Below are 15,476 nucleotides of genomic sequence, written 5' to 3'. Positions count from 1 at the left end.
AAAATCGGGGCGTTTTTTTTATGCGTATTGGCCACGGCTATGATGTGCACCGTTTCGCTGAAGGCGATTTCATTACTCTGGGCGGCGTGCGTATCGCACACAGCTTCGGGCTGCTCGCTCATTCCGACGGTGACGTCCTGCTGCACGCCTTGAGCGATGCCTTGCTCGGCGCTGCGGCGCTGGGTGATATCGGCAAACACTTCCCGGACACCGACCCGCAATTCAAGGGCGCCGACAGCCGTGCGCTGCTGCGTCATGTGGTCGCGTTGATCCATGCCAAAGGCTGGAAAGTCGGCAACGTCGATAACACCATCGTTGCCCAGGCGCCGAAAATGGCCCCGCATATCGAATCGATGCGCGCGTTGATCGCGGCGGATCTACAAGTTGAGTTGGATCAAGTGAACGTGAAAGCTACCACCACCGAAAAGCTCGGCTTTGTCGGTCGCGAAGAAGGCATTGCCGTGCACTCCGTTGCCTTGTTGCTGCGCGCATGAATGAACTGCAATTGCTCGGCCCGCGGGCCTATGGCGAACCTCTCGGCACTGCGGTACTGAAAGCCATCGCTGAAGATTTTCAGGTGGATGAAGTCCTCGATATCCCGTTCAGCGGCGACGGCGAGCACCTGTGGATCTGGGTGGAAAAACGCGGCCTCAACACTGAAGAGGCCGCACGGCGTATCGCCAAGGCAGCCGGGGTGCCGTTGCGCACCGTCAGCTATGCCGGTCTCAAGGATCGTCAGGCGCTGACCCGCCAGTGGTTCAGCGTGCAATTGCCGGGCAAGGCAGATCCGGATCTGTCGGCGGCGGAAAACGACACGCTGAAGATTCTCAAGACCACCCGCCATAAACGCAAACTGCAACGCGGCGCGCATTCGGCCAACGGTTTCACGCTGCGCCTGACCCAATTCGCCGGCGACAAAGCTGCAATCGAAGAGCGTCTGCAACTGATCGCCAAACAAGGCATCCCCAATTATTTCGGCGCCCAGCGTTTCGGTCATGACGGCGGCAACGTCGTTGATGCGCGTGCGTGGGCCGCACGCAAAGCTTTGCCCGAGCAACGCAATGTGCGTTCGCGCCTGCTCTCGACCGCGCGCAGTTTTCTGTTCAATCAAGTGCTCGCCGCGCGGGTTGCTGATGGCACTTGGCAAAAAGCCCAGATCGGCGATCTGCTGGCGTTCACCGACAGCCGCAGTTTTTTCCCGGCCGGTGAGGCTGAGTGCAGCGACCCGCGTCTGGCGATTCTTGACCTGCATCCGACCGGTCCGCAGTGGGGCGAAGGTGACTCGCCGACCGCAGGCGCTGTCCATGATCTGGAGCAGGGGATCGCCGCACGCGAGGCGGAGCTGCGCGATTGGTTGGTTCATGCCGGCATGAGCCACGAACGTCGCATCCTGCGGCTGCCCATTGGCGGGTTGACGTGGCATTATCCCCAGCCTGACATTCTGCAACTGGAATTCGTCCTCCCGGCCGGATGCTTCGCCACCGTATTGGTGCGCGAACTCGTTGATCTGGTGCCGGTGGGGCAGACGGACAGCCCATGCGTATTCTGATTTCTAACGACGATGGGGTAACCGCACCCGGTCTCGCCGCGCTTTATGCTGCGCTGGCGGATTACACCGAATGCGTGGTTATCGCCCCGGAGCAGGACAAGAGCGGCGCCAGCAGTTCGCTGACGCTCGACCGTCCGCTGCACCCGCAATACCTGGCCAACGGCTTTATCAGCCTCAATGGCACGCCGACCGATTGCGTTCATCTGGGCCTCAACGGCTTGCTGGAGCGCGAGGCGGACATGGTGGTGTCCGGGATCAACCTCGGTGCCAACCTTGGCGATGATGTGCTGTATTCCGGGACAGTGGCGGCCGCCCTCGAGGGACGCTTCCTTGAACGTCCGTCGTTCGCCTTCTCGCTGGTCTCGCGTCAGGTGGATAATCTGCCGACAGCGGCATACTTTGCGCGCAAACTGGTCGAGGCCCACGCCGGGCTGGATCTGCCGCCGCGCACGGTGCTCAACGTGAACATTCCCAATCTGCCGATCGACCATATTCGCGGTATTCAGTTGACCCGCCTCGGCCACCGCGCCAGAGCGGCAGCGCCGATGAAAGTGGTCGATCCGCGTGGCAAGGCCGGTTACTGGATTGCTGCAGCCGGCGACGCCGAAGACGGCGGCCCGGGCACGGACTTCCACGCGGTGATGCAGGGCTACGTTTCCATCACCCCGTTGCAGCTCGATCGCACCTTTAACGATGCGTTCAGAAGCCTCGACGGCTGGCTGGAGGGATTGCGCTGATGGCCCGTGAACACGAAGACCGCCTGCGCAGCGGTATCGGCATGACCTCTCAGCGCACCCGTGAGCGTCTGATCCAGCGCCTCTACGAAGAAGGCGTGTCCAACGCCAAGGTGCTGGAAGTGATTCGGCGCACGCCGCGTCACCTGTTCGTCGATGAAGCGCTTGCCCATCGCGCCTATGAAGACACGGCGCTGCCGATCGGCAATAACCAGACGATTTCCCAGCCTTATATGGTGGCACGCATGAGCGAGCTGCTGTTGGAGGCGGGGCCACTTGATAAGGTATTGGAGATCGGTACCGGTTCGGGTTACCAGACAGCCGTGTTGTCGCAACTGGTCGAGCGAGTGTTCTCGGTTGAGCGCATCAAGGTGCTGCAGGATCGCGCCAAGGAACGCCTGGTCGAGCTGAATCTGCGCAACGTCGTGTTCCGCTGGGGCGATGGCTGGGAAGGCTGGCCGGCGCTGGCACCCTACAACGGCATTATCGTGACCGCCGTGGCCACTGATGTACCGCAAGCCTTGCTTGATCAGTTGGCTCCGGGCGGGCGCATGGTGATTCCGGTCGGCTCTGGAGAGGTGCAGCAATTGATGCTGATCGTGCGTGAAGAAAACGGCTTCTCCCGCCATGTTTTGGGTGCAGTGCGTTTCGTGCCTTTGCTCAACGGGCCGCTGGCCTGAGCATTTGTTCAAGGGTGCTGAATTCCTTTCGTTCGCTTGTGTCTTACATCGGCGGTGATGGTTTAAACGCAGCAGACTGTCCACTTGCAAACGTGTGCGCGAAGCGATTTCGCTTCATTAAAGGTAAAGCCGATCCGGCCCGTTATACTGGCGACACCTCATGCCGGAATTCGGCATTTCACATTTTTCAGCCACCACAAAGGGAGCGGCGGGTGAGTCTCACAGTCATTGCGCAGCGTATGGGTAACACGAGCTTTCAGCGCCTGGTGACTGGCCTTGTCTTGAGCACCTTGCTGGTCGGTTGCTCCAGCACCAAATCGAGCAATGTCCGGGTAGTTGATCGCAACAACGCGGTGGCCCAGCGTCCTACCGTGACAACCGGACAATATGTAGTCCGTCCCGGCGATACGATGTTTTCGATCGCGTTTCGCTATGGTTGGGACTACAAAGCCCTCGCGGCCCGGAACAATATTCCTACGCCGTATACGATCCATCCAGGTCAGACAATTCGCTTCGATGGCCGTACCGGTTCAACGCCGACGGCGCTGGTGAGCAACAGCAGTTCTTCGCCTTCTTCGTCGAGCAAAACCACGGTAATCCGGCGCCAGGCAAATGGCACGACCACCACCACAACCACCGGTTCTACGGGGGCTGTACCGTCCGTCGCGAACAAACCGGCACCTGCGCCACTGCCTCCGGCAGGCCCGGCCCCGACCGGCTGGGGGTGGCCATCTAATGGCATTCTGATTGGAAAATTCTCTTCAAACGGTAGTTTGAATAAAGGAATTGATATCGCCGGGGATTTGGGACAGCCTGTTTTAGCTGCGTCTGATGGGACGGTGGTATACGCCGGGAGTGGCTTAAGGGGCTACGGCGAATTAGTCATCATCAAACACAGCGAAACCTACGTCAGTGCCTACGGCCATAACCGCAGGCTGTTGGTTCGGGAGGGACAGCAGGTCAAGGTCGGACAGACAATTGCCGAAATGGGGTCAACGGGTACGGACCGGGTGAAACTGCATTTTGAGATTCGCCGACAAGGTAAACCTATAGATCCGCTGCAGTTCCTGCCAAGACGTTGATTTGTAAGCCAGCCTGTTCCGTCGCGTAGAGGGGACAGGCTCCAGCGCTGCCAAGGATAAAGGCGTCGCTTGAGCTTGGGGTCGAACTCACCAAAGGACTATAACAATGGCTCTCAGTAAAGAAGTGCCGGAGTTTGACATCGACGATGAGGTTCTCCTTATGGAGACCGGCATCGATTCGGAATCTTCGATGTCGAATGATGAAGGGGCTGCTCCACCTTCCGTTCGTTCCAAATCCAAACACTCCGCTTCACTTAAACAACATAAGTACATCGACTACACGCGGGCACTCGATGCCACGCAGTTGTATCTCAACGAAATCGGCTTTTCCCCATTGCTCTCCCCGGAGGAAGAAGTTCATTTTGCGCGACTGTCGCAAAGTGGCGATCCCGCCGGACGCAAGCGCATGATTGAAAGTAACCTGCGGCTGGTGGTCAAAATCGCCCGGCGTTACGTCAATCGGGGGCTGTCGCTGCTGGATCTGATCGAAGAGGGCAACCTCGGGCTGATCCGCGCGGTGGAAAAGTTCGATCCCGAGCGCGGCTTCCGCTTCTCGACCTACGCGACCTGGTGGATTCGTCAGACCATCGAGCGCGCGATCATGAATCAGACCCGGACCATCCGGTTGCCGATCCATGTGGTCAAGGAACTCAACGTGTACCTGCGGGCTGCACGGGAGCTGACGCAAAAGCTCGACCACGAACCTTCACCCGAAGAAATTGCCAACCTGCTGGAAAAACCGGTGGGTGAGGTCAAGCGCATGCTGGGCCTGAACGAACGGGTTTCTTCGGTCGACGTCTCGCTGGGTCCGGATTCGGATAAAACCCTGCTGGACACCCTCACCGATGATCGTCCGACCGATCCGTGTGAACTGCTGCAGGATGACGACCTGTCGCAGAGCATCGATCAATGGCTGTCGGAGCTGACCGACAAGCAGCGCGAGGTGGTTGTGCGTCGCTTCGGCCTGCGCGGTCACGAGAGCAGCACGCTGGAAGACGTAGGCCTGGAGATCGGTCTGACCCGGGAACGGGTACGGCAGATCCAGGTAGAAGGCCTCAAACGCCTTCGTGAAATCCTCGAGAAGAATGGCCTGTCGAGCGAGTCGCTGTTTCAGTAAGCGCCTCACACGCCCGCCCGCAAAAAGCCCCGACTGGTTCGGGGCTTTTTGTTGACCCGGATTTGTTGGCTATCCCACATCCCTGTTTATTGCCGGACGTACGGTTGGCAATTCCATCGTTTGTAGTCTCGCGGTGTAAGCCTTGGCTTACTCTTTCGTAGGTGTTCACTATTTTTACAAGACGGCAGACGTCGATTGTCCTCGGAGTGATTATTTAACTTATTGATTTATATGTTTATTTTTTAATGTGAAGTGCTTATTACAGCGCTTTTGCGGTATCAGGGCCGATTGCTCTCGCCGGGGAATTCTCTAGTATCCGTGTTGTGTCGACGGACAGACACGCCCTTCAAGGATGAGGGGAATGGACATCGCAGGACGCGATTCATCAGGACGATGAAAAGGAATACAGGGAATAGGGAAAAAATGTGGGCGGGTCATACCGCCCCTTTTTTTGCCTGCAAAAAAGCACAGCGCTGAAAAGCAAAAAGGCCCGCGAGGGGCCTTTTCATTCGAGCGCGGGGCAGATCAGCGTTCGAGGTCTTTGATCTTGCCTTTGACGCCATCCCACTCTTCGGCATCCGGCAGCGATTCTTTCTTCTCGGTGATGTTTGGCCAGATTTCAGCCAGCTCAACGTTGAGTTGAATGAACTCCTGCATCTCTTCCGGAACCTCGTCCTCGGAGAAAATGGCTACGGCCGGGCATTCCGGCTCGCACAGGGCGCAGTCGATGCACTCATCCGGGTGAATCACCAGGAAGTTCGGGCCTTCGTAAAAGCAGTCCACCGGACAGACTTCTACGCAGTCGGTGTACTTGCACTTGATGCAGTTGTCGGTGACGACGAAGGTCATTTCTAATTTTCTCCTCAGGCGGCGGCAGCGTAGCCCCTTCACGGTTGGGGTCGCCAGGTTCGGGAGCGATACCTGCTGGCCAGGCTATTAGCCAGCAGCATCCCAAACCGCGCGAGATTCTAACAGCTTGAAGCCATTTGCGTTATATCCGCTTCTTCAGTGCTTATATCCGGTTCTTCAATGCATAGAGCATTTCGAGCGCACGACGCGGGGTCAGGTCATCCAGATCCAGTTTAGCCAGCTCATCGAGTACCGGATGCGGCAGGCTGGCGAACATGTCGCTTTGCTGTGGCGTCGCCGGTTTGCCCTTGGCCGCAGGTTTTGGCGCTTCATGCGGCAAAGCGGTTTCTTCCAGTCGGCTCAGGTGCTCGCGGGCACGCACGATCACTTCGCTCGGCACACCGGCCAATTGCGCCACTGCCAGGCCATAGCTCTGGCTGGCCGGGCCGGGCAGCACGTGGTGCAGGAACACGATGCGTTCGTTGTGCTCGGTGGCGTTCAAGTGGACGTTGGCCACCAATGGCTCGGCTTCCGGCAACACGGTCAGTTCGAAGTAGTGCGTAGCGAACAGCGTATAGGCGCGCAAATGAGCCAGACGCTCGGCTGCAGCCCAGGCCAGCGACAGCCCGTCAAAGGTGCTGGTGCCGCGACCGACTTCGTCCATCAGCACCAGGCTGCGCTCGGTGGCGTTGTGCAGGATGTTGGCGGTTTCGCTCATTTCGACCATAAAGGTCGAACGGCCACCCGCGAGGTCGTCGCTGGAGCCAATGCGGGTGAAGATACGGTCCACAAGCGACAGTTCGCAACTGGCCGCCGGTACGAAGCTGCCTATATGCGCCAGCAGCACGATCAATGCGGTTTGGCGCATGTAGGTGGATTTACCGCCCATGTTCGGGCCGGTGATCACCAGCATGCGCGTGTTGTCATCAAGGCTCAGGTCGTTGGCCACGAACGGCGTGGTCAGCACTTGCTCGACCACCGGGTGACGACCCTGGGTGATACGCATGCACGGCTCGCTGACGAAGCGCGGGCAGTTCAGGTCGAGGTTCAGCGCACGCTCGGCGAGGTTGCTCAGCACGTCCAGTTCAGCCAGCGCGGCGGCGGTGTCCTGCAGCGGTGGCAACTGGCTGATCAGGTCTTCCAGCAGCGCTTCGTAAAGCATCTTCTCGCGCGCCAGGGCTCGGCTCTTGGCAGAGAGGGCCTTGTCTTCGAACTCTTTCAGCTCAGGCGTGATGAAGCGCTCGGCGCCTTTCAGCGTCTGGCGGCGGATGTAATCCGCCGGCGCCGATTCGGCCTGCTTGCTCGGCAGCTCGATGAAGTAGCCGTGAATGCGGTTGTAGCCAACTTTCAGATGGCTAAGACCGGTGCGGGCTTTCTCGCGGGCTTCGAGATCGATGAGGAACTGGCCGGCGTTCTCGCTCAGCGATTGCAGCTCGTCGAGTTCGCTGTCGTAACCGGTTTTCAGCACGCCGCCGTCACGGATCACCGCCGGCGGGTTGTCGATGATGGCTTTTTCCAGCAGTGCCGCCAGCTCCGGGTAGGTGCTGGTGATGGTCGCCAGACCTTGCAAGTGCGGCGCTTCCAGATCGTTCATTGCCACTTGCAATTCAGGCAGTGCGCCAAGGGCGTCGCGCAGGCGGGCAAGGTCACGAGGACGCGCGTTGCGCAGGCCGATGCGCGCAAGAATCCGCTCGATGTCGCCGATTTCCTTGAGCTGCGGTTGCAGCTTTTCGAAACGGTAGCGATCGAGCAGGCAAGTGATCGAGGTCTGGCGCGCCAGCAATACCGTCAGATCGCGCAACGGGCGATTCAGCCAGCGAGTCAGCAAACGGCTGCCCATGGCGGTCTGGCAGCGATCGACCACCGATTGCAGGGTGTTGTCGCGACCACCGGCGAGGTTGGTGTCCAGTTCAAGATTGCGGCGGCTGGCACCGTCCAGCACCACAGTGTCATCCAGGCGTTCGTGGCGCAGGCTGCGCAGGTGGGGCAGGGCAGTACGCTGGGTTTCCTTGGCGTAGGCCAGCAGGCATCCGGCAGCGCCGATGGCCAGGGTCAGGTTCTCGCAGCCAAAGCCCTTCAGGTCTTGGGTGGAGAACTGCTGGCAAAGGCTTTTCAGTGCTGAATCACGCTCGAAATCCCACGGCGCACGACGACTGACGCCACGGCGTTTTTCCGCTGGCAGATCCCTTGGCCAGTCATCCGGGATCAGCAATTCAACCGGATTGATCCGCTCCAGTTCCGCCAGCAGGTTCTCCCAGCCTTTGATTTCCGACACGCTGAAACTGCCGCTGGTGATGTCCAGCACGGCCAGACCGAACAGACGCTCATCACCCAGCAGCGCAGCGATCAAGTTGTCGCGGCGCTCGTCCAGCAGCGCCTCATCACTGACCGTACCCGGCGTGAGGATGCGCACGACCTGACGCTCAACCGGGCCTTTGCTGGTCGCCGGGTCACCAACCTGCTCGCAGATCACCACCGATTCGCCTAGCTTGACCAGTTTCGCCAGATAGCCTTCCGCCGCGTGGTAAGGAATGCCACACATCGGAATCGCCTGCCCAGCCGACTGTCCACGCGCGGTCAGGGTAATGTCGAGCAATTTGGCCGCCTTCTTCGCGTCTTCGTAGAAGATCTCGTAGAAGTCGCCCATGCGGTAGAACATCAACTGGTCCGGGTGCTGATTCTTCAGGCGCCAGTACTGCTGCATCATTGGAGTGTGGTTTGAAAGATCGGTCATACGTGGGATTCAGCTCTGCCTGTATATTTGACAACTCACATCTGCCTAATACTACAGGGATTTTTTCGGCATTGTTGGCAGCAGGCCAATGCTGACTTTGGGCCGACGGAGTTTAAATCGTGTCATTGTGGCGTCAGGATGCTTGCAGAGCTTCTGCGCGTTGTAACCAGCGGCTCGTTTGTAGTCCTTGCTGTAAACGCACGATATCTACTTACGGGCAGAATACAGGGTGCAAGCATGTCGATGAGGCACACCAATACAGCATATGTCGCGTTGATACCTTCGAGTGGTAGATTTTAAACTCATGCTTAGGTATTTCAGCTACCTGCGAAAGAGGTGGTTTTCGTATTAATTGGTGGTGTTCAAATCGCCGGGATCCGGATGTTTCAAGGAAGCGTGAATGTATTTGCTGAAAGGCTTGGCACCTTTCAGCAGTAGAGTGATTTGCTGGATATATGAATCGTGCAATGCTCTGTCTTCAATTGGTTGAAGAGAGCGTTATATTTTTGATCTTTTATTGAGAAAGTCAGATATCGACTTAGGCTCGCTGTATCTGAAGCCAAGAAGTTTTTTTTCTTCTTCCGACAGCTGGTCTGGATCAACATTGTCAGGTAAGTTTATTTGCTGCTTGAAAAAAGGAATTGTGTATACGTGGTTGACGCCTCGTCGTGCGACATTTGTTGAGTTGAAGCCTCCGGCATGAAAAAGCATGCAGTCCAAAACAATCAAATCGCCAGCATTTGCTTCCACTTGTATCGCATTTTTCTTTATGTAGTCCAGTGAAGGAAATTTACTGGATTTGTGCGATGCCGGTAGAACAAATGTCGCTCCGTTGGCCTTTGTAAAGTTGTCAACACAAAATATTGCATTGATTGCAATCGGACTGCTTGATGTGAAGTGTTGATAAGGCAGATCTCTGTGCCATGCACCTTGGTTATAGTTTTTTTGTGGTGGATTTATAATGCTGTTTTGCTGGTTTAATATGACTTGGCCAAGTATTAGTTTTCCCACGAGAGACAGAAGTTTCTCGTTTGTTGCAATCTGCATGAACGACTTTGGGCCGTGAGTTAACGGTGCGCGCACGGTGTTTAACTCGTCGATAGATGCTAACGTGTCCAAACCATATTTTTCGATGTACTGAGTGTGATTCGAGTCAAAGTCCATTTGGAAACTGGTGAGTGCGTCAGCACTAATCCCTGAAGGGATAACGGCATACCCCAAAGAGCGCACTTGTTCCGCAGCCAAGTCAAGAAAGTTGTCTGCGGATTCTTTAAGCAGGATCCCATAGCTTTGCGTGGGTATGTGGCTATGCATTTTCGGTCCCTGATTTGTGAATGGACTTTATGATGGTATAAGGCCGCTGCTTTATCTCCGTGAATATTTTTGATATGTAGATTCCCTGAATGCCAAGAAAGAAGATAATAAAACCGGAGAAAAGCCAGATCGAGGCAACTATTGAAGTGTAACCACTGGGAACTGTCGAGTGTGTCAGGTACTGGAGTGTTAATAAAAGTATGAACGCCAGCGCTGTCATCGAGATGATGAGTCCTGAGTAAAAAGTGAATACCAGAGGGGCACTGCTGAATGCAGTCACGGCGTTAACCAAATGACTGATTTTTCTTCGAAGTGAATAGGTTGTGGGGCTTGTGGCGTGTTTTGTTATTTCAATCGGCGATTGTTTGAATCCGGTAATCACCCAGATTCCACCAATATTCAGTTCGCGTTCTTTATGCATAAGCAGCGCATCGACATATCGACGTGACATTAGGCGTGCTGTAACTATATTGTCTGGCTGATCTATGCCTGTGAGCGCTCTGAACAATCGATAGAATAGGTTGCCAGAAATTTTTTCAACTAGACCGCCTTTTCGGTTGCCTTGTGTTCCGTAAACGACGTCCAGGTCACTGTCGCTGTGAATGGCTTCAGCAAATGTGCTGAGCCATTCAGGCTCCTCTTCCAAGTCGCTGTCAACTAAAAATACATGTTCACCACTTGAGTGTGCTAGACCCGTCATCATTGCTTTGTGGTGTCCGAAGTTTCGCGATAAATCGATTACGGTGACGTGCTTGTCTATTTTTGCTATTTCTATAGCAATTTTTACGCTGTCATCAGGGGAGCCATCATTTACAAAGATTATTTCGTAACTGGTTCCAGCGTACTTCTCCGCCGTTATCTTTGATCTTCGGTAAAACTCATCAATGTATTCTTCTGATTGATACAAAGTTGATACTATTGAGAGCTTCATTTTGTGGAATACTCGAAATGGAAAAAATCTTGGGCACGGAGCATTCTCGAAGTATACCGGCGTAGCTTGGGTGGGCCATAGCTTGATTAAGATTTTGCCCGATTGAGCCAATGACTCCACCACTCCATCTGGACGAGGTGTGCGAGTGGTGAGAAGCTTGGCATCCGCACTGGAGACCCTCATGGACGTTTTACCACCCGGCTCGATTCTGCAATTGATGTACCTCAAAGAACGGTTATCTGGGTTGAAGCCAGGAAAATTCATTGAGATTGGCGCAGGCGCAGGCCATGTCTCTCATCTACTTCTGTCACTTGGGTGGCACGGCAGAGCTTATGACTTGTCCACGACAACGGCAGAGACGTTGCGTAGACGTTTCGCTGACCAAATTGCCGGTGGCAGTTACGATGTTGTCGTGGGTGATTGGTTGATGGCACCGATCGAGCCATGTGACCTCGTGATTTCATGCATGGTCATGGAGCACTTCGATGATGAGGGACAGCGTTCTTTTATATGCCACGGTCGTAATTGTCTCACTGCGGATGGGACACTGATTGCTATCGTTCCGGGTTCTCCTGCCCATTGGGGGATTGAGGACGAAATAGCTGGTCACTACCGACGATACAGTCGGGAGGCGGCGGTTAGCGTCTTCGGTAAAGAAGGCATGGATGTTGTTCACATTGCCGGGCTAACGTATCCGGTCTCTAATATTTTGTTTCCCCTGTCAAACTTCATTGTGAAACGCAGTGAATCCAGAAAGCTCTCGCTGAGCATGGTTGATCGGACCAAACAGTCTGGTATCCGTGGTGTTCCCATGAAAACCACCTTTCCCAAGTTCCTCGGCTTGCTTTTGAATGAAAAGGTAATGTACCCGCTGCACATTATTCAAAAAGCCTTCGGGCAATCTGAAAGGGCAATGGTCTTGTATTGCGAGACTAAGCGCTCACGGGTCTAACACGAGCCTGCCCCGTGTTTTCGTGCTTCGAGGTGGTGACGCACTGACCACCGCAGGCCCCTGCATAGCGGTGGATAAACGCCATGTGCAATAAATATGTGATTTATGCACGATTTATGCAATTCAGCATTTGTCTTCGTTAAAAACTTCAAGCACTATGCGCGTTATGCAAAAACGCAACGTAGCCTCCGTCTTAAGAGCACTGCTCGACCAGCACGGGATCTCCCCCACGGAGCTCCACCGTCGCACCGGCGTGCCTCAATCCACTCTCTCGCGGATTCTCAGCGGGAAGATCGTCGATCCCTCGGATAAACATATCTCGAAGATCGCCGAGTACTTCGCCGTGAGCACCGATCAATTGCGCGGGCGCGCGGATGTCGCGTCGTCGGCCGGTGCCGTGCGTGATGACGTGCACGCGGAACTCAAGGACATAATGCTGTGGGACGACGATACGCCTGTCGATGATGACGAAGTATCGGTGCCGTTCCTTCGCGAGGTTGAATTGGCTGCTGGATCAGGAAGATTCGTCATCGAAGAGAGCGAGCGCTCTAGCCTGCGCTTCGGCAAGCGCAGCCTGCGTCATAACGGTGTGCAGTTCGACCAGGCCAAATGCGTGACGGTGCGCGGCAACAGCATGTTGCCGGTGTTGCGTGATGGCGCCACCGTCGGCGTCAACGCCGGCAAGTGCGGCATCGGCGACATCATTGATGGCGACCTGTACGCAATCAATCACAATGGCCAGTTGCGTGTGAAGCAACTCTACCGCTTGCCTACCGGCATTCGTCTGCGCAGCTTCAATCGCGATGAACACCCGGACGAGGACTACAGCTTCCAGGAAATCCAGGAAGAGCAGATCGTCATTCTCGGTCACGTCTTCTGGTGGGGCATGTACGCCCGCTAACCCGACCCTTTTCAGATAAACCCGTCCATTGGCGGGTTTTTTTTCGCCTTGATGAAACCGCCAAACCCTTGCGCTGCGGGGCTTTCATGCATCCGTGCATTTCTCATGCATAAATAAATGCGTTTGCGCATTGACTGGATATGCATACATGCATATCCTTGCCACCAAGCCGCTCGACAAAGCGGCTGGCAAGAAAGCTCTTTAGTTCCACAAGAACAGGCAGCGATGAACCGGCCTCAACGGTTCAGAGGGTTGGCAACTGACCCGGGTGTGCAGCGTAAAGCACCAGAAGCAGTTATCCGGCGGGCAGGGACCGCGGTCGGAAAAACAATTTGAATGGACTCGTACCGCGCCAGTAGCGCCGAAAAGTCAGCTTCCTTCTTGAACACAGGATTGGAAGGAAGGCGAAGGAGCGCATTACTGAAAAGCCCGGGGTGCAAGCGCCGGGCTTTTTGGAATGCCTGCCCGATCAAACACGACATGCATTGAAAAACACACATCAAGGAATGCACATGAATCTTTATGCACTGGTTGAATACAACAGAGTGGTTCAACTGAAAGAGAGCGAAATCGCTCCTGAAGCACCGGCTTCGCCAGCCTCCGTCTGGGTTGATGTCACCGGCTCGGATGTTCGAGTGGGGTGGGGAGCCACATTCAACGGAATCTGGACCTTTTCTCCGCCGACTGAGGAAGAGCTGCGAAATCAGGCCGAGCAGCAGAAATGGCAACTGCTGAATGCGGCCGCCAACTGGCTGTTGATGAACTCGTTGCAGTTCAAGGTTGATCTGGCCATGGCCACGGCAGAAGAGCAGGCCCGGCTGCTGGCTCACAAACAGTACTGCATCGCTCTCAGCGACATCGATAAACAGTCGGGTTACCCGGCAAACATCATGTGGCCGGTCGCTCCTTACTGAGGCATCAAGTCTGCCGTGAAAGCAGACCCATCGTGCAGCCTGGTTCCTTGAGCCAGAAGACCCAAACCAATTCCGAAATTTATCAGGGATGAAAAACAAACCATGTTGAACAATAAAATCGCTGCGCTGTTCACGACTTTCGTACTGCTCGGCACAGGTACAAACGCACTGGCTGCCAATCTGTTGGTGAACGGCAGTTTCGAGCAATCAACCTGCGGCGCAGGCTGCATTCTGGACACTCCCGCAAAAGCCAACGCCATCACAGGCTGGACGACATTTCTGTCTGGTGCCGAATATTTCAATATGCCCAATGCGATTGGCGGCTCTGTTGCAGCAGATGGCGTGATGATCGTTGACTTGGCCAACTACGTGTACGGCAACGGCGGTGGAATACAGCAGAACTTCGCCACGACCGTGGGCGCCAAATACCGGGTGACCTTCAGTGCGGGCAATTCGCGGTTTGCCAGTCGCTCGGGCGACGGCATCATCCAGATGAAAGTGGCAGGACAAACCGCGACCTTCAACACGCCGACCGCCAAAGGCGTTGCAGTTGAATGGGCCACCCTGACCTACGATTTCACCGCAACCACGCCGCAGACAACGCTGGCGTTTTCCAACGAGCAGAACCCGTACGCCAACTTTGCCTTCATTGATGACGTCATTGTCGAGCGTTTGTAACGCCTGTAGACGGGGAGCGCTGGTTTTACTCAAACGTGCGAGAGATGACCTCGATGCATCGGGTCTGCTCACAATTTCTTGTTTCCTCAACGCTACCCCGGAGGCGTGACATGACAAATGAGCAACAAGCCCTGGCCGACATGCCGATCTGGCTGGTCATCCTCCTTGCCGTCGTTGGCGGGGTGTCCGGCGAAATGTGGCGCGCCGACAAGGAGGGCGCTCGCGGCTGGTCATTGCTGCGGCGCCTGGCCCTGCGCTCGGGCGCCTGCATGATCTGCGGCGTGTCGGCGATCATGCTGCTGTATGCCGCTGGGATGTCGATCTGGGCCGCCGGCGCGTTCGGTTGCCTGACCGCGATGGCCGGCGCCGACGTCGCCATCGGGTTGTACGAACGCTGGGCCGCCAAGCGCATCGGCGTCTGCGACATCCCGCCTCGCGACCACCCTTAACCTCAGTACTTCTCCGTGCCGCCATTTTGGCGGCAGGGCTGCGCGTGGACGATTGAAAAGGAGGTCATGTATGCCCACACCGATCCAGCAGCCGTCGCAACTGTTTACAGCCATCGCGACGACACTGCGCAACACTACCGGACTCAACCTCAGCGTCGGCAATCATGATGATTTCACTGCACCGGGCGATCAGGCCTGGGTGCTGATCGACTTCGACCGCAATGGACCGGGAGTGCGCGCCGCTGACGGGCGAATTGCTCATGTCATGACGGTTTCCCTGCAAGTCATCCCGGCCCTTGCCGCCAGCGCATTTTCAGCATGCGATCTGATCGCGGTGCTGAAAAACCTGATTACTGACAACCGCTGGAACCTGCCCGGCGATCAATGCGATCTGCCGATGAATATTGATGGCCTGCCGTCGTTGCTGGTCCGCGCTGACCAGCCATACAAGACCTGGACCCTGACGTTCGATCAGACCCTCTACCTCGGCCCGACCTTGCTCGACGACCCGCTGGGTACGCCGAAATTCGCTCGCACCTGGGAAGTCAGCAATATCGACGACCCCGACCAATACACCGCGCTGGAGGCCTGA

16 protein-coding genes are annotated in these 15,476 nt (G+C 56.0%); 12 read left to right on the top strand and 4 right to left on the bottom strand.

Annotation, left to right across the window (positions count from 1 at the left end; genetic code table 11):
• Window positions 1-20 precede the first annotated feature (20 nt).
• The 6 genes from ispF to rpoS all read left to right on the top strand — a co-directional run bounded on the left by ispF (window position 21) and on the right by rpoS (window position 5,162).
• Complete coding sequence (gene ispF / locus ACOYXJ_RS03525; protein ID WP_034149878.1) at window positions 21-494, top strand: 2-C-methyl-D-erythritol 2,4-cyclodiphosphate synthase; 474 nt, start codon at window positions 21-23, stop codon at window positions 492-494.
• Window positions 491-1,549, top strand: coding sequence for a tRNA pseudouridine(13) synthase TruD (gene truD / locus ACOYXJ_RS03520; protein ID WP_460367928.1), 1,059 nt, complete (start codon window positions 491-493; stop codon window positions 1,547-1,549). Before ispF ends, truD begins: the two co-directional genes overlap by 4 nt.
• On the top strand, window positions 1,537-2,286 hold the full coding sequence (gene surE, locus ACOYXJ_RS03515) for a 5'/3'-nucleotidase SurE (RefSeq protein ID WP_007908831.1): 750 nt from the start codon (window positions 1,537-1,539) through the stop codon (window positions 2,284-2,286). Before truD ends, surE begins: the two co-directional genes overlap by 13 nt.
• A 41-nt stretch (window positions 2,287-2,327) precedes the next feature.
• Window positions 2,328-2,963: a protein-L-isoaspartate(D-aspartate) O-methyltransferase gene (locus tag ACOYXJ_RS03510; protein ID WP_172828219.1), complete on the top strand. Its 636-nt coding sequence runs from the start codon at window positions 2,328-2,330 to the stop codon at window positions 2,961-2,963.
• A gap of 212 nt (window positions 2,964-3,175) precedes the next feature.
• Entirely contained in the window at window positions 3,176-4,045 is an 870-nt protein-coding gene (locus ACOYXJ_RS03505) for a peptidoglycan DD-metalloendopeptidase family protein (RefSeq protein WP_460367926.1), read from the top strand.
• 106 nt (window positions 4,046-4,151) lie between these two features.
• Complete coding sequence (gene rpoS / locus ACOYXJ_RS03500; RefSeq protein WP_038357938.1) at window positions 4,152-5,162, top strand: RNA polymerase sigma factor RpoS; 1,011 nt, start codon at window positions 4,152-4,154, stop codon at window positions 5,160-5,162.
• A 525-nt stretch (window positions 5,163-5,687) separates the two neighbouring features.
• Here rpoS and fdxA read toward each other — a convergent pair.
• The 4 genes from fdxA to ACOYXJ_RS03480 all read right to left on the bottom strand — a co-directional run bounded on the left by fdxA (window position 5,688) and on the right by ACOYXJ_RS03480 (window position 11,173).
• On the bottom strand, window positions 5,688-6,011 hold the full coding sequence (gene fdxA, locus ACOYXJ_RS03495) for a ferredoxin FdxA (RefSeq protein WP_007908827.1): 324 nt from the start codon (window positions 6,009-6,011) through the stop codon (window positions 5,688-5,690).
• A gap of 163 nt (window positions 6,012-6,174) precedes the next feature.
• On the bottom strand, window positions 6,175-8,745 hold the full coding sequence (gene mutS, locus ACOYXJ_RS03490) for a DNA mismatch repair protein MutS (protein ID WP_460367923.1): 2,571 nt from the start codon (window positions 8,743-8,745) through the stop codon (window positions 6,175-6,177).
• Between the two features lie 498 nt (window positions 8,746-9,243).
• Window positions 9,244-10,059: a phytanoyl-CoA dioxygenase family protein gene (locus ACOYXJ_RS03485; protein WP_460367921.1), complete on the bottom strand. Its 816-nt coding sequence runs from the start codon at window positions 10,057-10,059 to the stop codon at window positions 9,244-9,246.
• Window positions 10,052-11,173 (bottom strand): glycosyltransferase family 2 protein, encoded by a 1,122-nt coding sequence (locus ACOYXJ_RS03480; protein ID WP_460367919.1) that lies wholly within the window; start codon window positions 11,171-11,173, stop codon window positions 10,052-10,054. The genes ACOYXJ_RS03485 and ACOYXJ_RS03480 overlap by 8 nt, the downstream gene beginning before the upstream one ends.
• Between ACOYXJ_RS03480 and ACOYXJ_RS03475 the strand changes: the two genes are divergently transcribed.
• From ACOYXJ_RS03475 to ACOYXJ_RS03450, 6 genes are all read left to right on the top strand, one after another.
• Entirely contained in the window at window positions 11,172-11,942 is a 771-nt protein-coding gene (locus tag ACOYXJ_RS03475) for a class I SAM-dependent methyltransferase (protein WP_460367917.1), read from the top strand. The two genes, ACOYXJ_RS03480 and ACOYXJ_RS03475, sit on opposite strands and share 2 nt — an antisense overlap.
• A 166-nt stretch (window positions 11,943-12,108) precedes the next feature.
• Window positions 12,109-12,843, top strand: a complete 735-nt coding sequence (locus tag ACOYXJ_RS03470; protein WP_095119276.1) for an XRE family transcriptional regulator — start codon at window positions 12,109-12,111, stop codon at window positions 12,841-12,843.
• 512 nt (window positions 12,844-13,355) lie between these two features.
• A complete protein-coding gene (locus ACOYXJ_RS03465; protein WP_460367915.1) occupies window positions 13,356-13,757 on the top strand; it encodes a tail fiber assembly protein in 402 nt (133 codons plus the stop codon).
• A 102-nt stretch (window positions 13,758-13,859) separates the two neighbouring features.
• The gene (locus tag ACOYXJ_RS03460) at window positions 13,860-14,435 is read left to right on the top strand and encodes a DUF642 domain-containing protein (RefSeq protein ID WP_102902623.1); all 576 of its coding nucleotides are present in this window, start codon (window positions 13,860-13,862) and stop codon (window positions 14,433-14,435) included.
• 110 nt (window positions 14,436-14,545) lie between these two features.
• Window positions 14,546-14,884, top strand: coding sequence for a phage holin family protein (locus ACOYXJ_RS03455; RefSeq protein WP_102902624.1), 339 nt, complete (start codon window positions 14,546-14,548; stop codon window positions 14,882-14,884).
• Between the two features lie 70 nt (window positions 14,885-14,954).
• Complete coding sequence (locus tag ACOYXJ_RS03450; protein ID WP_102902625.1) at window positions 14,955-15,476, top strand: hypothetical protein; 522 nt, start codon at window positions 14,955-14,957, stop codon at window positions 15,474-15,476.

This window comes from Pseudomonas sp. Tul2A7 (genome assembly GCF_054790505.1).
Note: the sequence above shows the minus strand (reverse complement) of the source record. Positions and strands in the feature narration are given on the sequence as shown.